24 protein-coding genes are annotated in these 23,356 nt (G+C 55.0%); 3 read left to right on the forward strand and 21 right to left on the reverse strand.

From position 1 onward, the window contains the following. Positions 1–14: 14 nt before the first annotated feature. From B5F38_RS11040 to B5F38_RS11120, 17 genes are all read right to left on the reverse strand, one after another. Positions 15–1,712 carry a zincin-like metallopeptidase domain-containing protein gene (locus B5F38_RS11040; protein ID WP_074704863.1) on the reverse strand — a complete coding sequence of 566 codons (1,698 nt, stop codon included), beginning with the start codon at positions 1,710–1,712 and terminating at the stop codon, positions 15–17. A gap of 5 nt (positions 1,713–1,717) precedes the next feature. Further along, on the reverse strand, positions 1,718–2,329 hold the full coding sequence (locus B5F38_RS11045) for an OB-fold nucleic acid binding domain-containing protein (RefSeq protein ID WP_087409336.1): 612 nt from the start codon (positions 2,327–2,329) through the stop codon (positions 1,718–1,720). Positions 2,330–2,411: 82 nt separating this feature from the next. Then, positions 2,412–2,588, reverse strand: coding sequence for a hypothetical protein (locus B5F38_RS14420; RefSeq protein WP_087409337.1), 177 nt, complete (start codon positions 2,586–2,588; stop codon positions 2,412–2,414). A 12-nt stretch (positions 2,589–2,600) separates the two neighbouring features. Continuing rightward, the gene (locus B5F38_RS11055; RefSeq protein ID WP_074704868.1) at positions 2,601–4,148 is read right to left on the reverse strand and encodes a glucosaminidase domain-containing protein; all 1,548 of its coding nucleotides are present in this window, start codon (positions 4,146–4,148) and stop codon (positions 2,601–2,603) included. 4 nt (positions 4,149–4,152) lie between these two features. Next, complete coding sequence (locus B5F38_RS11060; RefSeq protein ID WP_074704871.1) at positions 4,153–6,477, reverse strand: zincin-like metallopeptidase domain-containing protein; 2,325 nt, start codon at positions 6,475–6,477, stop codon at positions 4,153–4,155. A 27-nt stretch (positions 6,478–6,504) separates the two neighbouring features. Then, positions 6,505–8,310 carry a hypothetical protein gene (locus B5F38_RS11065; protein ID WP_074704874.1) on the reverse strand — a complete coding sequence of 602 codons (1,806 nt, stop codon included), beginning with the start codon at positions 8,308–8,310 and terminating at the stop codon, positions 6,505–6,507. A 15-nt stretch (positions 8,311–8,325) separates the two neighbouring features. After that, entirely contained in the window at positions 8,326–8,610 is a 285-nt protein-coding gene (locus tag B5F38_RS11070) for a hypothetical protein (RefSeq protein WP_074704877.1), read from the reverse strand. A gap of 23 nt (positions 8,611–8,633) precedes the next feature. Beyond that, entirely contained in the window at positions 8,634–9,464 is an 831-nt protein-coding gene (locus B5F38_RS11075) for a M23 family metallopeptidase (protein ID WP_074704879.1), read from the reverse strand. 22 nt (positions 9,465–9,486) lie between these two features. Further along, the gene (locus B5F38_RS11080) at positions 9,487–10,152 is read right to left on the reverse strand and encodes a hypothetical protein (RefSeq protein ID WP_074704882.1); all 666 of its coding nucleotides are present in this window, start codon (positions 10,150–10,152) and stop codon (positions 9,487–9,489) included. An 11-nt stretch (positions 10,153–10,163) separates the two neighbouring features. Continuing rightward, positions 10,164–10,847 (reverse strand): hypothetical protein, encoded by a 684-nt coding sequence (locus tag B5F38_RS11085; protein ID WP_074704885.1) that lies wholly within the window; start codon positions 10,845–10,847, stop codon positions 10,164–10,166. A gap of 12 nt (positions 10,848–10,859) precedes the next feature. Continuing rightward, positions 10,860–11,555 (reverse strand): hypothetical protein, encoded by a 696-nt coding sequence (locus tag B5F38_RS11090; RefSeq protein ID WP_074704887.1) that lies wholly within the window; start codon positions 11,553–11,555, stop codon positions 10,860–10,862. Then, entirely contained in the window at positions 11,536–12,033 is a 498-nt protein-coding gene (locus B5F38_RS11095) for a PH domain-containing protein (RefSeq protein WP_074704890.1), read from the reverse strand. Before B5F38_RS11095 ends, B5F38_RS11090 begins: the two co-directional genes overlap by 20 nt. Continuing rightward, positions 12,030–13,397, reverse strand: a complete 1,368-nt coding sequence (locus B5F38_RS11100; protein ID WP_074704893.1) for a toprim domain-containing protein — start codon at positions 13,395–13,397, stop codon at positions 12,030–12,032. The genes B5F38_RS11095 and B5F38_RS11100 overlap by 4 nt, the downstream gene beginning before the upstream one ends. Before the next feature lie 40 nt (positions 13,398–13,437). Next, the gene (locus B5F38_RS11105; protein WP_074704895.1) at positions 13,438–14,826 is read right to left on the reverse strand and encodes a toprim domain-containing protein; all 1,389 of its coding nucleotides are present in this window, start codon (positions 14,824–14,826) and stop codon (positions 13,438–13,440) included. A 4-nt stretch (positions 14,827–14,830) separates the two neighbouring features. After that, entirely contained in the window at positions 14,831–16,402 is a 1,572-nt protein-coding gene (locus tag B5F38_RS11110) for a hypothetical protein (RefSeq protein WP_087409338.1), read from the reverse strand. Positions 16,403–16,428: 26 nt separating this feature from the next. Further along, positions 16,429–16,653, reverse strand: a complete 225-nt coding sequence (locus B5F38_RS11115) for a hypothetical protein (RefSeq protein ID WP_074704900.1) — start codon at positions 16,651–16,653, stop codon at positions 16,429–16,431. Positions 16,654–16,673: 20 nt separating this feature from the next. Further along, the gene (locus B5F38_RS11120) at positions 16,674–17,435 is read right to left on the reverse strand and encodes a DUF4099 domain-containing protein (RefSeq protein ID WP_074704903.1); all 762 of its coding nucleotides are present in this window, start codon (positions 17,433–17,435) and stop codon (positions 16,674–16,676) included. A 217-nt stretch (positions 17,436–17,652) separates the two neighbouring features. Here B5F38_RS11120 and B5F38_RS11125 point away from each other — a divergent pair, with 217 nt between their 5' ends. Beyond that, positions 17,653–18,321 (forward strand): M23 family metallopeptidase, encoded by a 669-nt coding sequence (locus B5F38_RS11125; RefSeq protein ID WP_074705072.1) that lies wholly within the window; start codon positions 17,653–17,655, stop codon positions 18,319–18,321. Between the two features lie 108 nt (positions 18,322–18,429). Here B5F38_RS11125 and B5F38_RS11130 read toward each other — a convergent pair whose 3' ends face one another. From B5F38_RS11130 to B5F38_RS11145, 4 genes are all read right to left on the reverse strand, one after another. Then, positions 18,430–19,143, reverse strand: a complete 714-nt coding sequence (locus B5F38_RS11130) for a DUF169 domain-containing protein (RefSeq protein ID WP_074704905.1) — start codon at positions 19,141–19,143, stop codon at positions 18,430–18,432. 140 nt (positions 19,144–19,283) lie between these two features. Next, positions 19,284–20,123 (reverse strand): phosphoribosyltransferase, encoded by an 840-nt coding sequence (locus B5F38_RS11135; protein WP_074704908.1) that lies wholly within the window; start codon positions 20,121–20,123, stop codon positions 19,284–19,286. 12 nt (positions 20,124–20,135) lie between these two features. Continuing rightward, positions 20,136–21,143, reverse strand: a complete 1,008-nt coding sequence (locus B5F38_RS11140) for a nucleotidyl transferase AbiEii/AbiGii toxin family protein (protein ID WP_074704911.1) — start codon at positions 21,141–21,143, stop codon at positions 20,136–20,138. After that, on the reverse strand, positions 21,136–21,777 hold the full coding sequence (locus B5F38_RS11145) for a DUF6088 family protein (protein WP_241147856.1): 642 nt from the start codon (positions 21,775–21,777) through the stop codon (positions 21,136–21,138). The genes B5F38_RS11140 and B5F38_RS11145 overlap by 8 nt, the downstream gene beginning before the upstream one ends. 398 nt (positions 21,778–22,175) lie before the next feature. Between B5F38_RS11145 and B5F38_RS11150 the strand changes: the two genes are divergently transcribed. Together B5F38_RS11150 and B5F38_RS11155 are read left to right on the forward strand one after the other, a co-directional pair. Further along, positions 22,176–22,400 carry a hypothetical protein gene (locus B5F38_RS11150; protein WP_074704916.1) on the forward strand — a complete coding sequence of 75 codons (225 nt, stop codon included), beginning with the start codon at positions 22,176–22,178 and terminating at the stop codon, positions 22,398–22,400. Between the two features lie 55 nt (positions 22,401–22,455). Next, the gene (locus B5F38_RS11155; RefSeq protein ID WP_074704919.1) at positions 22,456–23,082 is read left to right on the forward strand and encodes a hypothetical protein; all 627 of its coding nucleotides are present in this window, start codon (positions 22,456–22,458) and stop codon (positions 23,080–23,082) included. Positions 23,083–23,356: the final 274 nt, after the last annotated feature.

Genomic DNA, 23,356 nt, shown 5'->3' on the forward strand with positions numbered 1-23,356 from the left:
TTTTTTCACGATTGTCAGCGACGCATACCTCCGCTGTAATCCTCCTCTTGTGCCTCTTCGGCACGGTATTCCTCCATTCCGCCCAGCCGCTCATGCACCTTTTGCAGGTTGTCGTCCAGCGTGGCGTTGTGGTCGTATGGGAAGCTATGCTGCGCAATGATGCCGGCGTTGGTGGCCGGCCCGACATCTAACGAGTCGGTTTTCCTGTTGTACCCGATATACAGGACTTCACCGCCCGGAAGCTCGAACGCGGGGATTTTCTGCCCCGACACGGCGGCGAACTGCTCCGCCACCATATCCCTGGCCACCGCTTTTACATCGTCGCTGGCTCTGTCGGTGCCGTAACGCCTGATGTGGTCGCGTACTTCCTGCTCCGTGTACTTCAGCATGACCTCGTAGGTTCCACCGACGCTCCCGTTATATACCACGGCGAAATCCTTATCCTCGATAAGAAGGTCATCGCCACGGTTCCGGAGGGGAGAGGCGTATGTCTGTTGCTCGTCCATACCGTTGCCGTCGTAATACTCCTTGGCAAGCGTCAGCAGGCCCTTGTAGTCGCCTTTCTCCTTGAGTTCGTCAAGCTGTCTCGTGTCGTCGGCGAACTGGAGGTAAGCTACCGAGGCATAGAACATCTTCTCCGGAGAAGATACTTTATTCTCCTGTTTCTCCTGTTCGGAGACATCCTGTTTCAAGTCCAGTGCAATCTTATCTACCTTCTGCGTAATCAGCGAAGTCGCCCTTTTCACGTCGAGAAGCGTCGTTTTAATGAACTGCGGCGACTCTTTCAACGTATCGAGCCAGCTTTTCAGGTAGGCGCAACTGTCCTCCTTGATATGCTTCGTCATGCCGTAGCGTTGCGCAACCAGTGCACTGCCGAGCTCGGCCACCAGTTCCTCTCTGGCATACTCCGCCGAACCGAAAGTCGTCGGTTTAAGCCGGTCAAGCACGCCTTCCGCACCTGTCGAATGCGTCATCTCGTGGAAAAGCGTCCCGTAGAACGACTCCCCGTCCTTGAACTGTTCCTTCTCGGGCACGACGATTTCGTTCTTCGAGATCGAGTAGTAGGCGTGGTCTTGGTGCATCGGCTTTATGGGGCAAATCCAGAGGTTATCCTTTATCATCGTATCGACGGGAGCGAAACTGAACTGCTCGCCGTTCCCTATTTTAGGTTGCCCGTTCTCCTGCTCCAGCTTTTCCCACATCTCCGGACGGGCCTCCTTCAGGTTGGTCTGCGCTACATTGAACACACGGAATACCTGCATCTTCGGATAGACATTATACTCTTCTTTCTCTTTGTCGGAGAGTTTCTTGTAGTCATCGTACTTGATTTTCTCCTTCGTCTCCTTGTGAATACAGGTAAACGTGGTCAGCATGACCGGGAACGACTTCTCTCCGCGCAGCACCGACACACGGGGCAGCTCCTGTCCGTCCTTGTCGGGCTTGTTGAGCCGCTGCACGCAGTCGAAGGTGCAGAAACGCGGAATTTTGTATCCCTTATCCTCGCAGTGCAGAAGCAGTAGAAATGCGTTCATCCCGTTGTACTCGCGCCCGGAGAGGTTGCGCGGCCATTGTAAGGTATTCTCGGTGAACCACGGTTTCCTCCAGTCACCCCGGATGCTCTCGATTTTCTCGATGAGCATTTCTGCGAAGAGGTCCAGTGCCTTATCCTCGCTGCTTGGCCCGTCGTTTTTCGGTTTTCTGTAACCAGCCATGACCGTTACAGGTTGGAGTTATCCTGTGATGCGACATATTGCGCAAGTTCCTCCACGCAGCAGGAAATGTCCGGTTTCCCGTTATGCAGCGAGACGGCCATCTCACCCTTGGCGTCCACCTTGACACCCGGTTGCAGCCACTCCTCGCACGACCCGTTGAAGCAGAAGAAACGCACCCACTGGTATTCGAAGCCGTCATCGACCTTCTCCGTGCTGAACGCCGAGAACACCGTGTAAGGTTTGTCGTTCTTGTCCTTTCGCTGCTCGATATTTTTGCCCACCTTGCCACGGAAGGACATCTCACCCTTGAGGGAATCCGCGTCGTCTGCCGAAGCCGTGCCGATTCGGTCGGCGAAAAGGTTGAAATAAAGTTTGTCACCCCTGCGTTTCAGGTACATCGTACCCGTAACCTCTACATGCGAGCCGTTTCGGTAGCCGGCAGCTTCCTCCTCGTTGCCGTCCTTGCTCACACTGATTTCGACCGTACCGCTTTGGCCGTCCTTACCTTGGATTGCGACACGGAGCGGGAAAGACAGAAACTTCTTATCTTCCTTGCCTGTGCGTGTCGAAGCGTCGCGGCCGATAACGCCGCACACCGTTACATTACATTTGATCATAATTTATTTGTCTTTTAGTGATACACTTACCACTTCGGACAACATAGGGTCTGTTGAAGTTGAATGCGCTGAAAAACAGGCCCTAATCGGGAGCGCGTATCTTGATGTAGATAATCCATGCCGCAACCAGCACCTGCACGCCCACGATGACGAGGGTCGCCACCAGTCCGAACAGACGGTAGCAGACCAAGACGTGCAGGCCGAGGACGGACAACCCGAACAGACACCGGCATAGCTGTATCATCACGCGTCTTATCATATCGCCATGCCTTTACCGTTTCAGGTTTTCCGTCTGTCCCTGCTGCTCGGACATTCCCTGCTCGAAGTTCCGCGAAGCCGCCTCCGAGAGGAGGACGGTGTTCAGCAGCCCAGTAACACGCAGCCGTTTGGCTTCCTCGGAGAGGATACCGTTGTTCAGCGTGGCCGACAGGCGGCTCAGCTCGGCGGAGGTCAGCTCACGCGACACCTCGATGCTCCCGTTGTCCGCCCGCAGCGTGGCCCCGCCGTTTTCCCCGATGACGAGTTCGCAGGCTTTCATGCCTGTTACCAGCGATTTCAGGTCGATTCTCCGGCTGTCCATAGCCGCCGAGATGGCCGCCCTCTGCTCTTCCTCGTTCCTGCTGTCGATCTGTGCCGCCAGCAACATCAGGGAGGTGAAGGCGGTCATCGCCATCTCCACAATCGGGTCGTTGCACCCCGACATTCCCACGCCGCTGTCCTCCGAGGAGAGCAGCTTCTTCATCCATGCGTCAGGAGAAAGGGGCTGGCTCTCCCTGACACTTTCCGCGTCCCGGTATTTGGCGAGCAGGTCGTTTCCGTTGTGCAGTGCCTGTTGCCTGATGTTGCCCTTCTGCGCTATCTCGGCCAGGTACGCTGCCGGGTCGATGTCCCGCTGCGTGCCGTCCGCGTGAATCTGCCTGACACCGAAATGCAGATGCTCCCCGGTCGTTCGTGTTCCCGTATTGCCCGAGGTGCCGAGCCGCTGGCCCGCCTGCACCGTGTCGCCTACCTTCACGACGATATCGCCGAGGTGCATATAGGTACACTGCACCTTGCTGCCGTCCGGACGGGCATATTCCACCGTGACGGACTTGCCGCCGGGTGTGTTACCTTTGCCATTGACAGCGACGACCTTACCGCCTTTCTCGGTGGCAAGCACCGCATCGCTCTTGCACCGGATGTCTATCCCCGTGTGCATCCGTTTTGTCCCGTCTATCGGGTCCTGACGCATCCCGAACGGCGAGGTGATGAACAGGAACTCCTTCCGTTCGACCGGAAACGAATACTCCTTCGCGTTTTCCGATTTCCGGAGCGGGTTCTCTTCCACGCCGAACTGCTTTCCCTGCGCTTCCATCTCCCGCATGACCTGACGGTCGTACTCCTGCAACCCGTTCCGTTCGATAATCTGTTGCAGGCTGGCGGCATAACGGCCGCCCGTGGCATAGCCCGCCTGTTCGAGGCCCTGCGTCCATCCCTTGTAGTCGTCAGGGGCGAGCGTGAAGCAGCGGGCATAACGGCCGTTCTCTTTTAGGAAACGGGAGTGATGCTCGTAGGAATCACCCACGCTGTCATAGCTGCAGAACTTCTCGTTAGGCCTGTCATCGGTATATAGCCCATACCGCCCGCCTTGGGCAATCCATTCGGGTGTGGCCTTGATGCCGAAATGGTTGTTCTCGTTCAGTGCCAGACGGCTCTGCCCGTTGCTGCTTTCCAGAATGCCCTGTGCCAGCGTCACGGAGGCGGGAATGCCGTACCGCCGCATCTGTTCCATCGAGTACTCCGCATACCGCTCTGCATATTCTTGATTCTTGCTTGCCATATCTCTATCTCCTGAAAGTTGTGTGTTGTTCGTTCTCGTTTTGCTCGCCGTTTTCCTGCTGTAATTTAGGAGCGGTATCACAATCCATCACGTATGCCTGTAGTCCGAGAATCTGTTTTCTCGTTTCCTCGTTGTCATGTCCGAACACGAGTATCATTTTATCCGGATCATAAGAAAGATGTTTCTTGTGCGGAGGTAGCTTCAATTCATTGGCTATGGTTTCCGCATCGTACATGGAAGCATAATAGCTGCCTTCATGTTTGAAAAGGACAATCGCTTCCTGCTGTCCGTCCTTTATCTCCTTGTATCTGCCGTACAGTTGTTCGGGTAAGTTTCTTATGGGTAGTCCGTTCCTCGGCGAAGCGGGTTCCTGGACTACCTCGTCTGTACGTTTGACCGTTGCCTCCCTGCTTTGCTGCCGGGCGGTTTCCTTTTCTTGTTTCTCGCTTGTGTTCTCTTCCAGCGTCTGTCCCTTGCGTAGCACATCGGCAAAGAGTGTGGCTGCCAGATGCCGCTTGTATTCTGTTTTTTCCTCAGCCACCATCATGCGCTGCCTCTGCTGCGGGGTAACGCTCCGGGGCTGCATCTTCTGCCCGTCGATGGTCGCCACACACTGGGTCTCACCCTGCTTGGTCTTGTACACGGACACCCGCTGTATGCGGTTCAGGTCGATGTCCTGCGCCTCGGTGCTGAACAGGTCCACCTTCAGGGTAGGTTGCACTTCCGCCAGCGCATAATACTTGTGCGCCAGCTCCATGCGGACCTTCTCGATGTTGTCCATCGACTGCTTGAGCGTGGAGAAGAAACGGTTCACATCCTCCTTGTCCGGATAGACGCTGTAACCTTCCTTGTTCTCTGGCTTGATGTAGAGCGCCCAGCGCCTTTTATCGTCCGGAATCATCTCCGCGCGGGTAATGTTCACATCGTTCGCCCGTCTGACCGCGAAGGTTACGTCCAGCGTGGAGAGCGTCTCCATCGCCCAGTTCTTCAACCGGGCCAGTGTCACCTGCTTCTCGGCGAAGTAGCTGTCATCGGGCCGGTAGCCCAAAGCACCGTCGGGGTTGAAGAAGCGCACGCTCTCGATGCCTTCTCTCCGCAAGGCCCTGCCGATACGTGCCTTGTTCATGCCCGGTATCTCGTTGTCCACTTCCAGTGATGCGCCGGCAGGGAGTATCACGTCCGCCGACTTCTTGGCGGGGTCGATGACGATGACAATGGTTTTGTCCTCCTTGTTCGGGTGTTGTTTGATCTCGTCGGCCACGAAATAATGCTTGGGCAGCTGCTCCTTCATGTCCGAGGTCTGCCGCCGGTTGCGCAGCGTGGCGTACTCGATTTTTTCTCCCTTCTCTGCCTTGCGGATTACTTCGAGGGCGTTGTTCACGTCGCTTTCCAGCGCGTCGATCAGGCAGGGGTTCTCCTTGAGTTCCCGGTTCCAGTATTCCACCAGTTTCAGGCTCTCGTCGGACAGGCGGGCCGGCAATCCAAGCTCCAGCATCTTGATTCCCGAGGCGACTTCCACAACCAGACGCTCCTGCTTGAGGGCGTCTTCCGAAGGGGCCATGCCGTTCTTCATCACCATGCCCTCGCGGGCGAGGCGCTGCTGGTGTCCCGTGGCGCTCATGATCTGCCGCAGAGCCTCCTGAACGTAGTCGTTGTAATGCTCGAAATCACGTTGACGCGGCATATAGACCGCATCCTTGTCCGTCTCGTAGTGGGGCATTCCGCTGCCGTCCGAGCGCACGGGCACGAGGTTGTCCCGCATCTTCAGCAGGAAACCGTTGAAACGGCCATGCAGCCGTCGTTCATCGGCTTCCGAGTAACCTCTCTCCACGGCGCTCCCGTCTTTCAGCAGTACCGAGTCGTAAGCCTCCTTGTCCACGTAGGGAAATGTCGTCTGGTCGATGTTGAAGAGCGTTCGTATCTCCCGGTTGTGTACGCCCTTGTACTGTTTCCGTACCTCCTCGTCCAGTTTCAGGTAAGCCTCGCGGCTGATGATGTCCTCCGGGTTGTTGCGGTGGACGTACTTGTTCCAGTTGTAGAACAGGAACGGCACGCCCTGCTCGTGTTCACGTACCGCCGTGCCGCGTGCCTTGGCATCGCTGTAAAGGGTGAACAGGTTGGTCTTGCACCCGTTCCTATCAGAGTGCAGGGCCATGAACAGCCCGTTGAAAGGACTTACGGCAACACCTTTCGGGTAAAATTTCGGGTAGCCTTTGCCCGTGGCGTTGAGCCAGTGTCCCCCGGCGTTCGATGCCTCGTTCAGGGCCGTGGAGAGCAGGGCGACCTGCTTCTCCTGGGCGTTCTTTTCTATTTGCGACTTCTCTTTCATATTCGTATATCTTTTTCATTGACAGCATTATTGGATGCCTCGTGTCCGCACGACGGTTTCCGTCTCCCCGTTGTCGTAGTTTCGCGAGGCAATCTGGCGGAGCCGGTCGCTTTGGGCGAGTATGGCGTTGGCCAGCGTGTTCAGCGGCAATGCCCCGGTACGATAGGCGTCTGCCACCGTGGGGCTGAGTTGCACGGTACAGGGCACACGGTCTATCGTGGCGATCAGCGTGTTGCCCTGCAGTACCGGGTTCACGATGCGCGGGTTCAGCGGTTCGTCCGCGTAACGCTTGTACTGCACGTTACTGCCGTCGGCATCCCGGTTCGGTTGTTCCCGTCCCAATGCCTCGTGTCCCGCTTTGTTCAAGAGGTTCGCGCCGCCCAGACCGATAAGCAGCATTTTCAGCATAGGATTTTTGATGAACACGCCCGCCACGATACTCGCTATGGGCAGCAGGTTGTCCTTTATCCCCAATGATTGCGTCTTTCCCGTGAGTACGCCCAGCAGGATGTCGGGCAGCATGGCCAGTATATAGCCCAGATTGCCTGTGACATCACCGAGACCTTCCAGCCCCAGTGTGCGCACCAGGCTGTCCCAACCGTTCTCGTTGGTCTGTGCGGCCTGCGCCTCCTGTACAGTCTGTTCTTCCCGTGCCTCTTCTTCGGTCGGGACGGTTTGTTCCTGCACTCCTTCTTCCACCTTTTCCCTCTGTTCGCTTTCCGCATGTACCTGTCCGGTCATCGTAGCCTCATGCCTTGCCATGTACTGCAAGTAGGCTTCCTCCTGTCCGGGAGCGACGACAAGCGGCACATCCTTGTACCGTTCCGCCCGGTTCCGTTCCCCTTCGCTCTCCCTGTTGTTCCCGTACCACATCGGCATCTCTGTCTTTCCCGTTTTCCACCAGTCCATATAATCGAAAGTCATTACCGGAATCTTCTTCTGCAACTGCCCGTTGGCTTCGGCCACGAGTGTGTTCTCTTTGGAGGGCATCGCGGCGGCTTCCTTGCGGAAACCGTCGAACACGTTCCCGTCGCTGCCGAACACCCCCTTGCTGATACATTGCTCCACCGAAAGGTCCTCCGGCTCTTTGGACGCGAAATGGTCGGCGACAGCCGAGATAGCCACATCCGCACCGACGAACCGCGCGAACGTCGCCCACGAACCCACGCCGCCCATCATGAGGGTATCTGCCGAAGCCCCCAACACCTTGGCCGTCCCTTCCTCCAACCTGCTCGGCCGGTAGGCGGCCTCGCCGCGTCTTTCGATTTCCTCGGCCAACGGCGAACGGCTCAATGTTTGCGACAGTCCCAGCAGGCTCGACTCTGCCGCCTTGCGGATGATGTAGTCGGCTGATGACTTGGGCATCCGGTCCTTGACCAGTTTGTCGATCATCAGTTGCTCCACCCGGTAGTCCACGTAGGCGTAGGCAAGGTCACAGCCCAGCTCTCCGGACAGCGCGTCATAACGCTCCCTGCCGATTTCCCCGACAACGGCGTTGCGCCACTCACCGGCCATGTAGGCGAGGTCGTGCTGTATCTCTTTCGATGCAAGAATCTTACTCTTGCACATTTCAATGTAGTCCTCGGTTGTCTTGGAGTTCCATTCGCCCGTCACCTTGAGTGTCTGGTATGGGTCGGACATCGGTTGGGCCGATGACGCCATCATGCTCAGAATGCCGCCCAGGGAGGTGGAATACTCCATCATCTCTTCGCCCTGCTTGCGGGTCAGGTAGGCTTGCGTCTCTCTCATGACGGGTGCGAGATGGCTGTGGTAATAGTCGCCCATGAGCGCCTCTATCTCCGCAAATCGTTTGCTCTGCTTTATTCCGTCCATATAATTGTTGTATGTCTATATCATGTTTATCTGTTTCAGGAGTTGTTCCCTTGTCAGCTCGATGGCATTGTGGTACACCTCCATCTGTCGGGGAAAGAACTCTTCGAGCCACGCGTCCTTCTCGATGCGGTCGTGAATGAAGCGTATCGCCTGTTCCCGTTCGATCTCCACCGAGGCTTCCCCTTCCTCCCGGTTGTTGAACCACGCCTTCGTCCACCATCTCACTCCGGCACGGTCGGGATAGACGGAGACGATTCTCGGTATGTCGAAGCTCTGGATGTCGATGTCCAGTTCCGCCAGCGGGTCGATGACACCGCCGTATGCTACTGCTTCGTCATGAAGTTTTTTTTTACGTCGCCGCCCGCCGTGGAGAGGTACACCTCATGCCGCAGGGCAAGGTAATTCAGGAAATCCGCTATCAGCAGGTTCTGCACCTTGCAGGCCAGCGGCATGGCTTTGCGCCCCAGTCCGAGGGGATTGGCGATGCTCGGCATCCGCTCGTAGAAATACTCTTTCACCGCACCCATCGTGAAGATATGGCGCAACGACTGCTCCGTGTGTTCGGGCAGGCGGTATGCCCCATGCTGCAAGTCCTCCATGTAGTGCGGTAGGAAGCGCAGCATCAGCTCCTCGATTTCCCGTCTGTCCTTCTCGTAATCGGTCGTCGGTCCCGTTTCCGCCTCGTAGAAGCCGGATGTCTCGTTCCCGCCGGCTTCCTGCAACGCACGGATATTGCCGTACAGCATGGTCAAGAACTCCAGTGGGTTCAGCTCCTCGCCCTTGAAGCGGACCTCCATGTGCAGCCGCTCGCCGCTCAGGGCTACCGTCTGCCCGGCCTTGACACGCTGCCCGAACTGGGCATAGACATTCGACAGATGGCCGTATATTACTTCGTACTCACTGTAACGTATCGTCTGGCAGATGCCATGCACGGGATCGTTGCCCACGCCCGACACGATACCGCCGGCCACTGCCGACAGGATATGGCACCGCACGTTGAAGTCAATGCCGTGATGAAAAAATTTCTCGCCCGTTTCCGGGTGCGTCTGCTCGCCGTAGCCGAGCGACAGCTCCACGTCCTTTCCCTGCGGTTCCTCGAACGGCATACAATAGCCGCTGTCGGAATGCAGGATCATTTCTTCCGTATATTTCATTGTTCCGTATTATTTTGTCCTTCTATCTTCTCATTCCGCCGCTTTGGGTCTGCTCCTCCGGAGAGAGTGCCGGTGTCTGCGTCCTCGACACACTCTCCTGCGGTGCCGTGCGGAGAACACCCGCGTTGTTGCCGATGAGCAACATTCCCAGGAACAACCCGGCAATCTTGCCCAGCCAGCCGCGTTGTCCGAACACGAGGAACGCTGCGGCGACCAGCCCCGCGATGCTCAACCCCGACACGTTGCCACGGCCAAGGTTGCTGAAGAACCCGCCGAGCATGTCCAAGAGACCGCCCCCGGAGGTTGCCTGCATAAAGTTCGACACACCGTTCAGTTGTGAACCTGCGCCACTTATCGCATCGCCTATCGCCGAGACGGTCTCCCCGGCCTTCTCCTTCAGTTCCCGTGCGTCATCGACCGTACTCGCGAGGACGTTCGTGGCGGGTTTGCCGACCACGGCCTCGCTGACGATACGTGAGACACTCGCGTCTGTGGTCAGCTTTTTCCAGCCCACATAGCCGAAGGCACCGCCGACGGTTGCCGTCTTGACGGCCTGTCCGGCTCCACGCAGTGTCTGCGAGGGGTGCAGTACCGCATTGCCCATGCTCTTGCCGGCGGCTGACGTAGCCTGTCCTGCACCTCTCATGGCCTTGCCACCATATTTCAATATTGTACTCCAGAATCCCATATATCTTTGTTTTAAGGTCTTACATTCTTTCCGACTTGTCTCCAACGCCTGCGGGCGGCTTCCACGATGTCGCGTTTGTCGGTAACGGGACGTGCGCCCTCGTCAATCTCCCGCCAGATGTCGCCCATCGTGGTGTACTTCACCGCCTTGGTCAGCCGTTGCAGCTTCTTGTTCATCATCTTGAGCTTCGGACGGATGCCGAAAACAATCTCAATGCGTTCGCGCTCCGTCATCTTGTTGCCCGAAAGGCACGCCGTGCGGATGTCGTTCACAATCTCCACGCTATTCAATATCAGCTCCCGGTAAATCTGGTTGCGCCGCGTGGAGAGGGCGACGGCCAGCGCGTTGGTCGTCTGGCGGCTCACCTGTTTCGTGAAGTCTCCCATATTGTCGGTAAGCTGCGATATTTCGTGGTAGAAGCCGTAAATCTGCGCCGCATAGCAGACAATCGAACGGAACGAGTTCAGGTAGTTGTTGAACTCCCTTTGCAGGTCGGTCGTGGCTTCCACCTCCTCCTTGGTCCATATATGCCCCGTGGTCTGCATCAGCATGACCCTCTCCTGATTCTTCAGCTCCTTTTGTGCCTTGTCCGTGTAGGCCAGTATCATTCCGGCCAGCACGGGGTCATTCTGTGCCCATGTCTTGGAAAAGCCGACGCACAGCAGCAGAAAACATATCGTGAGTGTCCGTTTCATAGGCAGTCGGGATTAGTGTGAAACGGCGGCAGCCCTGCGCCAGCGCGTCAGGGCCATGCGGGCCGCCTCGCCGTTGCTGCGGTCGAGCATCCCGGCAGTCACATTGGCCCACACGTCATTGAGGGTATAGTATCTTATACTCAGGTAGAGCAGGTGCAGTTTACGGCTGAAAGCCGAGAGTTTGTCGTTCAGCTCCCACAGTGTCTTGCTCCGTTCCGCACTCGTGAGCATATTCTCCGTACCTCCTTTGGCCACGGCGTCATTGAGCAGCGTGAACACGGAGACCAGTTCCGTGGCCGTCTCGATGTAGAGGTTGTTCATGCTCATGCCGGCGACAATGCCCTGCGGGTTGTCCGCGACAGCCTTGCCCAGCTTCCCCAGCGTGAGGAAGATACGCACGCCGTCATTGTACAGATGGGTGCAGGCTTTCAGCGACGAGGCGTAACCGCTCGCCGTCTTGAGGTAACTGTTGTACTGCTTCTCCCACTTGTGTATTTGGTTGAACTCCGCCGCGATAGTGTTCTGAAGCAGGGCCGTCTGCGTCTGCCCCTTGATCTGCTTCTCTATCTGTCCGTTTATCAGCTCGTTTCCCTCTACCAGCGCCGCCCATTCCAACGGATTCGAGGCGGCAATCTGCGCTTTGCCATGTTGCGGAAGCAGGCAGAGGGCAACGGCGGCCAAAAACATGTTAATGATTCGTAATCTCATATATTCCCTTTTTTCGTTTATTGTATTCCACCCGTTCACGTATCAACGGCACGATGTCGTCGCTCCGCCTGATACCCGTAAGTTCGAGCCTCGGCGTATTCCGGTCCATCGAGAAGATGATGACCGTTTTCAGCCCGCAGAGCTGTTGCAGCAGGTTTTGGTGTTCCTGAAAGTCCACGATACGGTACAGTTCCATGTAATCGACCTTGCGCAACAGAAGCCCGTGTTCGCTGACAAGCTGCTCCCCGCCGATACGGTAGCGTATCAGCCGCAGGTAAATGAAACGGTATGCCAGCACAAGGAGCAGGAACAGGGAAACCGCCGTCGCCATACCGCACAACGGCATGGCCTCCATGCCGCCGTACACCAGTCCCGCCACGCATACCGACACCAAATGCAGCTCGTCGATGACGAACTGCATCCCGTGAGGTCGCAGCACGACGTTCCGGAACCGGGCTATGGGTTGTGACAGTATCATCTGTGAAAACGTGTTTGTCGTTCCTGTTCGGGTTCTTCCTCCTTGGTCTGCTCTTTTTCAGTGGCTTCTTCCAGCTTACGCTCCGCCAGCAGTTGCTCGTTCCAGCTCGTATAGCGATAGTCCGGCTCTTTATGGCTAATGGCAACGTCGTGTTCCTTGTCGATGCCGAGGAACTCCTGTAGCTTTTCCCGGTACTCCCGGTAGCACTTTCCCGTGGTGCCTGCCTGTTCCTTTATGTTTTCCGGGACACACTGCTCATCCCAACGCATCAACATGAATTTTTCCTGCTCGGCTTCAAAACGTATGTAGCTCTCTTGCACGCTCTTGGGCAATAACTCTAATTCTCCTTCGTCCAGATCATGGCCGTCCCCTATGGAATCGAGGTATGGCTTCCTTTCCGGTGTTTCTTCGATGGCGGAATGTACCGTGCGGCATATCTCTTGTTGTAATTCCCGTTTGAAATTCCATCCTTTCCGGTTGTTGTTGAAACAGATATGCTGCGTGGCAGGAATGGTGAGTTCAAGCACGTCTCGCGTCTGTTTTTCAATAGGTTTGCCGCCTGTCGAAACGAAAACCGCCTTTTGTAACTCTTGGTTCTGCGCCTGATGAAGTTGGTAATAGGCCATCGCGTCGTAAGCACTTTCGAACCAATAGACGTGTTTGGCCTCGGCAAGAGGCGTTTGGGCAGGGCTGGCAATCCACAGACCCTCGTTCGTATTGCCTTCCTCTGCCTTGTCTTGATAGTTACCGCTTCCGTCTATCCGCACAAGGTCTCGTTCCTCAAACCCCACGACCGTGCCGTAGCCTTTAGGCAAGGTCAGTGGGAAAGCGAGACAGGTGTGTATCGTTCCTTCTGCATCGTATTTCTTTGCCAGACAGAAATGGCGGTGAAAAGCATACTGCGTGCAAAGGTCGATACTCCGGTTCTTGAAATAGAGGTGGAACTTCTTCTGCGTTTCCCGGTCCCACGGGTCGAATTTGTGCAGGTCGTAGTCCGCGATGTGGAACGGACGGATGTCTTGCCGGGACTGTACGACGGGACCGTTCAGCAGGCGACTACACACGAGGTTCACCAGACGGTCCAGATCCATTCCCTTGCGGTATTCCGCAAATAGCAACGGATGTTCCTTAATAAACGAAACGACATTATATTCCCTCTGCCGGGGCGGCTGGGTACAGCATTTCCCCTGTTTCGTTATGACGAACTTGTCGCCCCGGATACGCTTTCCCTCGCTGTCCATGCGGCTGAATGAGGGTAGGCGCAGGCCGAAGCGTCGGTTCTGGTGATAACCGGCGTCGAGCAGTATATCCCGCATGTCGAGCCTTTGCAAAAAATCATTATATGTCAGTTCCTTATTCTCCATTGTCTATCTTTGATTGTTTCTTATAAAGTGTACCGCCTTTTCATCTGTGAAAACGTGTTTGTCGTTCCTGTTCGGGTTCTTCCTCTTTGGCCTGCTCTTTTTCAGTGGCTTCTTCCAGCTTGCGCTCCGCCAGCAGTTGCTCGTTCCAGTCTTTATTGGGATAGGAAGGTTGCTCTCGGATATCGGGGACATCATGCTCTTTATCCAGACCGAGAAAATCCCGCAGCCCCTTGCGGAACTCATTGTAATGCTTGCTCACAATATCCACTTGAGCTTGTATGTCGTCCGGATGGCACAGCCCGCTCGATCGCATCGACATGGCTTCTTCCCACTCGCTCTCGTACCGTCCGTAACTTGTCTGCAAGGTCTCCGGAAGCAGGTATATTTCACCGCTGTCCAAATCCCGGTCCTCACGCACGGTATCGAGGTAAGGCTTCCGTTCGGGGGTCTCTTCGATGATGGAACGCATTACGCGGCACTTCTCTGCCTGAAAATTCTTGTAGAACTCCATCCCCGCCAAATCTGTGTCGAAACAGACATGATGCCTGGCGGGAAGAGTGGCAGAAAGCACACCCCGCATCTGCGCTACGGTCGGAGAACCGCCCGTGGAGACGAAAACCGCCTTTCTCAACTCTTTGTTTTGCGCCTGATGGAGCTGGTAATAGGCCATCGCGTCGTAGGCGCTTTCAAACCAATAGATATGCTTGGCTTCCGCGAGCGGTGTCTTGGCCGGGCTGGCTATCCATAGCCCCTCGCTCGAATTGCTCCCTTCGGCCTTGCCCTTGTAGCTGCCGCTCCCGTCCGGGCGGGCACGTCCGCGTTCCTCGAAGCCCACGGCCGTACCGTCGCCCTTGGGCAGGGTCAGCGGAAACGACAGGTTCGTGTAGGCGGCCCCGTCCGGGCGGTGTTTCGTCGCCAGACAGAAATCGCGGTGAAAGGCGTACTGCGTGTAAAGGTCGATACCCCGGTGTTTGAAATAAGGATAGAACTTCTTCTGCGTCTCCCTGTCCTGCGGGTTGAACTTATGGATGTCGTAGTCCGTGATGTCGAACGGTTTGACATCCCGCTTGGGCTGGATGATGCGCGTCTCGCGGTTCTCAATGGGATGGTTCAGCAACCGGTTGCACACGAGATTGACCAGCCGGTCGCCGGACATTCCCGCATGGTATTCCGAGAAAAACTGCGGATGTTCCTTGATGAACGAAATGAGGTTATATACCCTCTGCTGCTGTGCGTGGAAACAGCACTGGCCGTTCTGCGTGACGATGAACTTGTCGCCACGGATGCGTCGTCCCTCGCTGTCCAGACGGACATAGGAGGGATAGCGCAGGCCGTCGCGCTTGTTCAGGTGGTAGCCCGCGTCGATAAGCACGTCCTGAATGGTCAGGCGTTGCAGGAAGTCGTCGTATGTCAGGTCTCCTTCCCTCATGGCCTTACCTCCCCATTCTCATGTCGTTCACCTCACGGTTCATCTCCGCCTCGAAAGCGCGTATCGCCACATCCCTCGGTGTGTCCACGCCGGGCTTGAAGTACGGACGCGGCGGGCCGCCGAAACGTTCGCCATAAAGTTCAGGACCGTAGTGGTTCAGTCCATGCACGACGCCTGCCGTCACCACCGCACCGGCGGTAAGGGCAGCGAAAATCTTCACGCCGAGACCGCGCTGCGCCTCCGGACGCATCTTCATGTCCACCTCGCTGAATATTTTAGAGAATAGTTTCATGCGATGAAAATCATCCACCGCAAGGAACCTGTCGTAGTCCCGTTGGCTGATCTCGTGGCTGATGACCTGCCCGTCAATGACGGCTGTCATCTTGTACTTGCCTTCCACCGTGGAAGGGTGTACGCCGATCTCGGTCACTTCGACCTCCCGGCCGTGCTTCTCCTCCCTGTACCAGCCCCTGTTCTCTTTGAGGTATTGCAGGTCGCGCCCGTTCACGGAGGCGATCATGCCCTCCCGTATATCCTCTTCCGGAAGCCGTGTTTCCAGCGGCGCGAGGATTTCCTGCTCCTGCTGCTGCCGTTGTGCCAGCTCCTGTTGCACTTCGGGGTGCAGGGCAAGCGGGATGCGCCGCTCGCTGTCGAGCATCTCCATCGTCACCTTGTCGGCGAAGTCCGCCACGACAACCCCGTTCAGTACCTCCAGTCGCTTCTCGACGGAATGCTCTTCGAGGGAGTTGGAGGTCAGGACGGCGAGTTCGTCATCCCTCAGGTCGTAAACCATATCGGCGGCTACCTGCTCGGACTGCACGGTCAGCGTCCGTGCCTCCGCATCGACGATAAGGCCGTGCGAGGCGAGGCATTCCTGCCATTTCTCGTTGGAGAAATAGACAGGCGAGGTTACCAGTTCCTTGTAGGGACGTGCCGGTTCCTGGCTGCGCGGACGGCTGACCATCGGCGTGATGACCGCCTGCAGGTTTTGCAGCACGTCGGTCTGTTGCACGGGGGCAGGCTGCGTTTGCCGGCCGCCCTTGTAGTAAAAGCCGTAACCGCCCGATTGCAGTTCGCCGGGTTTCATGCGCCCGTCCCAGCGTTCGGGGACGATGGGCGCCCCCGGATAGAAAAGCTGCCCGCCGACACGGCGCAGGTGGAAGCCCCACTGGTGGCGCGGTGTCCAGCCTAAAAACGGGGGCGGCATACCCAGCCGTCCCACACGCCCGTACTCGCCGATGCCGATACGGTAGCCGTGCAGCCCCATAGCCACACGACCGTTGGCATTGCGGGCGTGGACGAAATTCTTGGGCATATAGAAGTCATTGCCTACAATGCTCGTGAACACGTTGTAGGCTTTCTTGTTGGCTGTGTTCGTTCCCCAGTCCGTCAGGGCCAACATCTGACGTTCGGTAATCGGATAGGTCAGCAGCGGCGAGTCGTGTCCCTGCACGAGAAGCCGGTAGCCCGTGCCGTCGCTGACCACATGGGCCTGCATCCCGTTACGTCTTAACAGGTCGCGCATTTCGGGTTGCAGGTCCATCTGTCGGGGATTGGTATTCGTTCGTATCGCCATAGTCTGAAATGATGTTTGTCGGTTATTTACGCGTCGCCGGCCTCCATGGCCGCCTCCAGCTGCTCATCCTTGTGGTGGACGAACTCGGCAGCCGTCTCGTCGCTGACAGCGAGGTCGTTCTCCTTGCAGTAGCGGAGGTATTCTTCCTGCCATTCTGCCGAGAAATGATTGACGTAATCCAGCCAGCCGTATTCGCCGCGCTCCATCTTCTCAATAAGCACCTCTTCGGGATAGTATTGATGTTGTTCCATATTCTCCGGATGTTAAGGTTTTACTTGTGGAGCGCCGCCGCTGCACGGTTGCGTTCGCCGCTCTTCTTCTGCTCGTTCCACAGTTCCTCGGTGTACTCCTCTTCGGGAACGTAGTCAAGGTTGCCGTCGTCATCCATCATCCAGCAGCCGTACACGCCGAAGGTGTATTTGTCCCACTCGCGCTTGCTCTGTTCCTTCCATTTCTGCTCGTCGCCCGAACAGAAGCGGATGCCGGTCTTGGTCTGGAGGTCGATGCCGACTGTGACAGGATCGCCGGCCACCGCCAGCGTCAGCGGTTCGCCGTGTTGCAGCCCCCTGACTTCCACCGGACCGAGGTGCAGCTCATCGGCCAGTACCTGCAGGTTGCGCCCGATGATAGGTGTGGGTACCGACATCACTTGGTTCGTCTCGGGGTCTATCTGCACGAACGCCTGGCTGTGGCGCCCGTCCGCCGTCTCCACCTCCGCGATAATCGCCTTGCCGGCGAGCAGCTGTTTCTGTTGCGCTTCGTCGTACCGTTCCAGCGGCGAGGATTTCAAGGCGGGATAGAATACCACATCCGCCTGTCCGTTATCCATGCGGACAAGGGCGAAGCGGGTACGGCTTTCGACGGTTTCGCCGTTCTCGTCGCTGACACGGACGGGAAGCACGGGAGAGTGTCGCCCGTCGCAGATTTCATCGAGGACACGCATCGGCAGGTCCTCGATCATCTCCTGTGTGAGACCGAAACGGGCCAGTGTCGGATAAGGAAATTCGATAAGTTCAAATCGTACTTTATTCATACTTTAATTTTGTTTTGAATTATACATCGCAAAGATAGAATGTTTTTGTTTCTCGCTATAAAATCAAACTATATTAGTGCTTTATAGAGTGTGTTTTTTGTGATTAAAGTATGATTTTAGTGCAAATATCATACTTTGAATAGGAATTTAATCGTATTTTGAGCGGAAAAAGGAACGGCAACGGCACAACTTGGACGGAGCTTGTTATCTTTGCCGAATGAAAAAGATGATACTGACAATCATGTCGGGCGTTTCACTCTGTGCGATGCCCGCGCAGGCGCAATTCAACACCGTTGCCTCGGTTCCCAATAGGTACAAGGTAGAGGTGTTGCGGGAGGGTACGGACAAAGCGGAGCCGACACCTGCAGGTGCGGGTCCAGTACAGGGCGCACCTGTGGACATCCCCGCGTCCGCGTCGCCTGTTGAAAGCCGTAAGGAGATATGGGTAGGCCGTTACCTGAGCGTGAGCTATCCGCTACAACGGATAAGGATAAATTCGTCTTACGGCTACCGGAAAGACCCGTTTACCGGGAAAAGGAAATTCCACAACGGCATCGACCTGCACGCGCGTGGCGACGAGGTGCTGGCCATGATGGAGGGTGTGGTCGTGAAGGTCGGACAGGACAAGACATCCGGCAAATATGTAACCCTGCGGCACGGTAACTACACCGTCAGCTATTGCCACCTCTCGAAGGTTCTCGTCGGCAAAGGAGCAACGGTCCGCCCGCGCGATGTGGTGGGAGTCAGCGGCTCGACGGGGCGTAGCACGGGCGAGCACCTGCATATCACCTGCAAACTCAACGGCAAAAGTATCGACCCGCTGCTGGTACTGGATTACATCAAATCCATACAGGAGGAATGCGTGGCGGCATTGGCTACGCTGTAAAACACGGCCATATCACGACCAATCAGGTGGATATAATCTATATGGAAAGGTAACGACTAAGATTCAATAATGACAGATAAAAAGAAAGGCTCTCGAAGGGTCTTTCTTTTATCGGTTCTGCAGACGGTCGCGGACTTTCTGCCAGGCATGGGTGTCGAACAGGCAGCTTTGGCGCATGGTGGCATACATTTCCCGGAAACGTGACATGGGAATGGCAAACATCAGCTCGTTCGCGTCCAGATGGGGACGGACGGAAGGGTCGAAGCCGCCGAGGAAGGTGCGGCGCCCTCCGCGCCGGTTCTCCAGCGTGGCGAACGTGAAGGCACTCCCGCAGCCCGAACTGAATAGCGTGGAGACGGAATCGTCCGACGCATTGTCGAAGAAAGTCCATGCGGTAAGCCCCGAAAGTACGTCCGGGCTGGCGAGGAAAAGCACACCCTCCTTGTCCTCGAACGACTCGATCCGGTCCACACGGGCCAGATTGAGGTAAGGCCGTTCAATCAACCGAATCCCCATCCGCCCGATGTAGGAGAGAAACTCTTCCGGGGTGCTGATGTATCTCTCCTTCAGGGAAACGAAGTTCGGTATGTGCTCCGCCATCGGGGCGAACCCGCAGTAGAACTTTCCGCCGCCACAGCCGACGGTCTCGGCACTCAGGCTGACCACTTCGCCCGAACGGACACGGGGCAGACATTTGAACAGGCAGCCGTTGATGCGCTCCGTGCTGCCTGCCGGGGTGTCGGAGTACCAGAACACGAAAGGCAGAGCGGCAGACGGGCCGAAGGCTTCGAGGTTGTTGGCGAGAAATATTTTTGGGTCCATGATTATCGTTATTTTATAGGTTTTCTGATTCCGGTACAAAGGTATGAATAAAACCGTGCGTATTCAAACGGGAGTCAAAGTAAAGCGCAGTGAATATCGGGCATATAGCCATTGATGGTGAATGCCATGTGACTGACGTATCACGATTTCGACGCCCACTTGATTACGTCTATAATGTGGCTGCCCCAAACATGCAGCCTTATCAGCAACAGCGGCGGCATTTCAACGGTCTTGCCGTAGAAGATGGCGGCCACCACCTTGCCGCCGCACTTCTCTATCTCTTTTCGGTAGTCGTTCGCACTCTGCCCGGTCGTCAGAACATCGTCCACGATGATTACCTGCTTACCCTTTATATCGCCCGTAATGCGGTAGTTACGCGTGAGGATGCGTTCCTCGCCGCCCTTGGCACCATGCAGGCTCTCGCGTTCCCCGAATATTTCCACATCGTGAAATCCTGATGTCAAGTTCGGGCGGTGCTTGCCGATATACCAGTCCAGGCGGCTGAACCGACGCTCGTATTTCACGCCGCTGCTGCACGGCATGAACATGATATGATAGGTTCCGTCTTCCAGTTTCAGGGCATCCATGCACGCCTTGAAGAACTCTATGCCGTGTACCTTGCCATCCTTGAACCCGTACAGCGTATCGCAAAACTCCTGCTGCTCGTCACTGAGCAGGTCTTTATGTCGTGACGGATAATAATGTCCGTAAAAAGTCATCTGGACACCGTGTGACTTGAACGGTTTGAGCGGCTTCCGGTCCTCGAAAAAGTCGGAACGTGCGAAACAGAACATCCTGCAGGCGTTCCGATGTCCGGCCATCACGGCCAGACGGCAGAAATTGTCGCGGTCTTTCTCGTTGGCAGACAAGAGTGCGGCAGCAAAAGCCGCCGCACCGGCTTTCCGCCGCCAAAAACAAATGATGGCAAACAACAGGCCCACAAGGGCGCACAAAAATATAAAACATAGTCTCGCTTCCATAGCCACATGAAATTAAATCGAGCGGAACCGTGTCTGTAACTCCCGGATTCTTTCGATAAGCTGCTCAAAAGTAATATGCTCCCCGTATATCATGGATTCCTGCATAGCCTTGTAATCGTCCTGCCACACTTTCTGCACTTCTTCCGGCGGCAGCAAAATGATACGCTTGCGTATGTCCGGCGTATAGTCCACATCCTTTACGGAAGTGAACAATTCACGATGATGATGGATGGTCTGCCACAACTCGTCGTCGCGAATGGCTTTTTGCGCAAACGGTTCGTCCATCATTTTCATCAGGTCGTAAAGATGGCGGGATTTGCGGTTGGCAGTACGGCAGCCGTCAGTGGTAAACAGCTCATGGAGAAGAAACGCCTTTTCCAGGAATGTTTTTTCGGGCACGGCGGAAATAATATCCACATCGGCCACTGTCGTGCTTACCGAAGAATGGTCGCTAATCAACGACTTGACTTTGGCCTTGGCTGTCGGCTCAAACAAGGACCTCGCCCCGATTTCCAGCAGAACCTCGGACTGCAGATAATCGGGAGCGGAGTTTCCGAACACCGATTCATAGGCGATATGGACTTTACGGGGTTCCGGATAGGTCGCGTCTCCTTCACCATTCGGGTCTGCGGTGATTGTACAATGGTCGGCGAGACCATTCTTTTGGGTTGCACGCTGCAAATCAGCCGTGAAAACATCTTTGACGAACAATGATGAAGCCTTGCGTAGCTTTTTCAACTGTTTCTTTGTCAAATCGCCCTCCAAACCGAAAACGCTTCGATCAATGGCAAGGTCAATGTCCTCGGAGAATCTCAAAATCAAATTCCAGATTTTGCTCAATGACGACCCTCCTTTGAATACCAGCTTGTCAGCATACGGAAGGGTAAAGACCGTTTGGAGAATCCCCGTTACCCAAACATCCTTTTCTATTGCCTTGGGGTCGTCGATACCCATTCTAATGGCGACTTGTTCATAGATGACGCGGCGTTTGTCTGCCGGAAGTTGAAGAAATTTATTCATACATTTTCAGAATAATAGAACGTATCCATCCCGGAATCAGTTTCAGGTCTTCGGAAATACGCTCTTTGGGTTCATTGGATAACAGCTGCTTGATACGGCTGAATTGTTCTTCGCTCAGATTGCCTTGACCGAGTGTCTGGAGGGCGAAAGTAATCAGCATAATCAATTCTGATTTGAAATCGAGACGTTTGGGCACCACGTGCTTGAAGAGAATCCCCCTTCCATTGTAGATTTTTATTCTACGGGGAGTGCCGTCGGTAAGATATACGGCATTCATCGGCACTTGTGTGGAGAGTCCGAGTTTGTTCAATGCCGTGTCTCCGGTCGGCACGATGCGGCATTTGTCCCTTTGGGCAATGGCTTGGGCCACGTCATCTACACTCGGGTATATGACACCGAACCCAAATTCGGTATCGACTTTGGGCTTGCAATAAATTCCCCTCGCGAGCCGGATAATCTTGCCCGACAAGGCTATACGCTCAAAAGCCTTGTTGATGGTTTTCCGTTCTCCCGCATCCGCAAAGTCACTCGCGAATAATATCGTTCCGTATTTTTTGCTTTTAATCACGGAAAGTATTTTGTTTTCAACGCTTTGCATACTGATTTTATTTGGTTTTATGTCGCCAAAAAACATTTTTTTGGCGACAATTCAAATGCAAAAGTACGACATTTTATCATACGCACCAAATAAAAGACCGATTATCTGTTTGTCTGTATATGAGGCTTTTACTCACTCCATCTTATTATAGTCGAAACAAAATCCCTGTTTTAGCATTATTTCTACCGTTTCCGTCGGCAGGTCAGCCTTTCTCTTTTCGTCGGCGAAGGTTGGATAAAGCGCATCGGCGCCAAGCCGCATTCCATTCGGATAACGGAAACAGACTATTGCATGGTCGGTTTCCTATCCGGGTTTGGCTCATCATGCTTTCCTTTATCCTTTTCCTGCCTTGAAAAGCTGAAAACAGACCTGCTCGGCCAGACGAAAGCAGGGAGAGAAAAAACAATGTTCAACAACTAAAAAAACAAGACAGTATGAAAGATGAAATCAGACAGGACGGCAAAGCCGTATTGAAAAGCGAGGACGGGGTTTCTATCCCGATGTTCTTCAACAACCTTTGCGGAAAGAACTTTTCAGGCACACAGTACCGGGACTATATCAGGAACATAGCACTCGGCGAAATGGGCTTCAAACCCGGACGAATCGAGTTCTACCGTGACGGTGTACTGCAAAGGACGGGAGAAATACCGAAACTCTGAACGGTAAGCCCCCTATATCAACAAAGAAAACTATATAATTTAATGACTTACAAATATGGGAACTGACACTATTCATCCGGCGGAAGCCTATCTCCGCAACGAGAACAACCCTTCGTCATTGTATGTAAAGATTGAGGGGAAACGCAGACGTTTGTTTATCAACCGTAACATGAATGTCATCGGCATTATCGCATTGGGGAAACGGAAAAGAGGCTATGTCTTCACGAACTGGGCGAGTATTGAAAAGATATACTACCCGTCCCAAAAGCAGGAAGCGGACACGAACCGAAAACTGATTCTGAAATACCAGAAACTGGCCCGGCTTGCCACGCACACAAACGACTGGTTGCGAAAAATAGCCCATGCCGACTTGGAAAAATCCCTTTACGGGAACGGCATTACGACCGGTACACGCATCGACGGCAAGTGCATCCGGCTTTCTACAATCGGAAAATATTGCGGAATGGCGAATATGCAGCTTTTCCGACAAGCCATGAAGGAGAAGAAAAGTTTTTCCTCTTTCCGCTTCGATTTTTGCGGCTATGACGGCACGCTGTGGTGTGAGCCACGCGAGAACGGAGATATGGCGGCCGGCTTCAGCAAGGAGTTCCGGAACTGTGGCAACGGCTACTATTACCTGCTTATCAATGATGAATACATGATTGGTTACGACATTGACTAATCGCACGATGTCAAAGGAATCCGTATCGGGCAGAGACTTGATACGGATTTTTTGCATTCCGGTCTGCCGACGGCATATCCCTGTTATAATACACCTCCGCCTTTTTTACGACTGTCCCAGTACCTTCCGTTTACACCTTTCCACCTCCCTCTTTTAGCTGCCATTCCGACCATTCGCACTGTGCGACCTGTGGGGGATTGCATTTTTCCGCAAAGGTAAACCGGCTATTCCAATCCTGCCAATGCCGGCTGCCGCCGCGTGTGATCCGTAAAAA

It is taken from the genome of Barnesiella sp. An22, assembly GCF_002159975.1.
Classification (GTDB): Bacteria; Bacteroidota; Bacteroidia; order Bacteroidales; family Barnesiellaceae; genus Barnesiella; species Barnesiella merdigallinarum.

Coding starts and splice junctions, on each gene's coding strand:
- B5F38_RS11040 (WP_074704863.1), bottom strand. CDS start 1,712: ATGGCTGGTTACAGAAAACCGAAAAACGACGGGCCAAGCAGCGAGGAT.
- B5F38_RS11045 (WP_087409336.1), bottom strand. CDS start 2,329: ATGATCAAATGTAATGTAACGGTGTGCGGCGTTATCGGCCGCGACGCT.
- B5F38_RS14420 (WP_087409337.1), bottom strand. CDS start 2,588: ATGATAAGACGCGTGATGATACAGCTATGCCGGTGTCTGTTCGGGTTG.
- B5F38_RS11055 (WP_074704868.1), bottom strand. CDS start 4,148: ATGGCAAGCAAGAATCAAGAATATGCAGAGCGGTATGCGGAGTACTCG.
- B5F38_RS11060 (WP_074704871.1), bottom strand. CDS start 6,477: ATGAAAGAGAAGTCGCAAATAGAAAAGAACGCCCAGGAGAAGCAGGTC.
- B5F38_RS11065 (WP_074704874.1), bottom strand. CDS start 8,310: ATGGACGGAATAAAGCAGAGCAAACGATTTGCGGAGATAGAGGCGCTC.
- B5F38_RS11075 (WP_074704879.1), bottom strand. CDS start 9,464: ATGAAATATACGGAAGAAATGATCCTGCATTCCGACAGCGGCTATTGT.
- B5F38_RS11080 (WP_074704882.1), bottom strand. CDS start 10,152: ATGGGATTCTGGAGTACAATATTGAAATATGGTGGCAAGGCCATGAGA.
- B5F38_RS11085 (WP_074704885.1), bottom strand. CDS start 10,847: ATGAAACGGACACTCACGATATGTTTTCTGCTGCTGTGCGTCGGCTTT.
- B5F38_RS11090 (WP_074704887.1), bottom strand. CDS start 11,555: ATGAGATTACGAATCATTAACATGTTTTTGGCCGCCGTTGCCCTCTGC.
- B5F38_RS11095 (WP_074704890.1), bottom strand. CDS start 12,033: ATGATACTGTCACAACCCATAGCCCGGTTCCGGAACGTCGTGCTGCGA.
- B5F38_RS11100 (WP_074704893.1), bottom strand. CDS start 13,397: ATGGAGAATAAGGAACTGACATATAATGATTTTTTGCAAAGGCTCGAC.
- B5F38_RS11105 (WP_074704895.1), bottom strand. CDS start 14,826: ATGAGGGAAGGAGACCTGACATACGACGACTTCCTGCAACGCCTGACC.
- B5F38_RS11110 (WP_087409338.1), bottom strand. CDS start 16,402: ATGGCGATACGAACGAATACCAATCCCCGACAGATGGACCTGCAACCC.
- B5F38_RS11115 (WP_074704900.1), bottom strand. CDS start 16,653: ATGGAACAACATCAATACTATCCCGAAGAGGTGCTTATTGAGAAGATG.
- B5F38_RS11120 (WP_074704903.1), bottom strand. CDS start 17,435: ATGAATAAAGTACGATTTGAACTTATCGAATTTCCTTATCCGACACTG.
- B5F38_RS11125 (WP_074705072.1), top strand. CDS start 17,653: ATGAAAAAGATGATACTGACAATCATGTCGGGCGTTTCACTCTGTGCG.
- B5F38_RS11130 (WP_074704905.1), bottom strand. CDS start 19,143: ATGGACCCAAAAATATTTCTCGCCAACAACCTCGAAGCCTTCGGCCCG.
- B5F38_RS11135 (WP_074704908.1), bottom strand. CDS start 20,123: ATGGAAGCGAGACTATGTTTTATATTTTTGTGCGCCCTTGTGGGCCTG.
- B5F38_RS11140 (WP_074704911.1), bottom strand. CDS start 21,143: ATGAATAAATTTCTTCAACTTCCGGCAGACAAACGCCGCGTCATCTAT.
- B5F38_RS11145 (WP_241147856.1), bottom strand. CDS start 21,777: ATGTTTTTTGGCGACATAAAACCAAATAAAATCAGTATGCAAAGCGTT.
- B5F38_RS11150 (WP_074704916.1), top strand. CDS start 22,176: ATGAAAGATGAAATCAGACAGGACGGCAAAGCCGTATTGAAAAGCGAG.
- B5F38_RS11155 (WP_074704919.1), top strand. CDS start 22,456: ATGGGAACTGACACTATTCATCCGGCGGAAGCCTATCTCCGCAACGAG.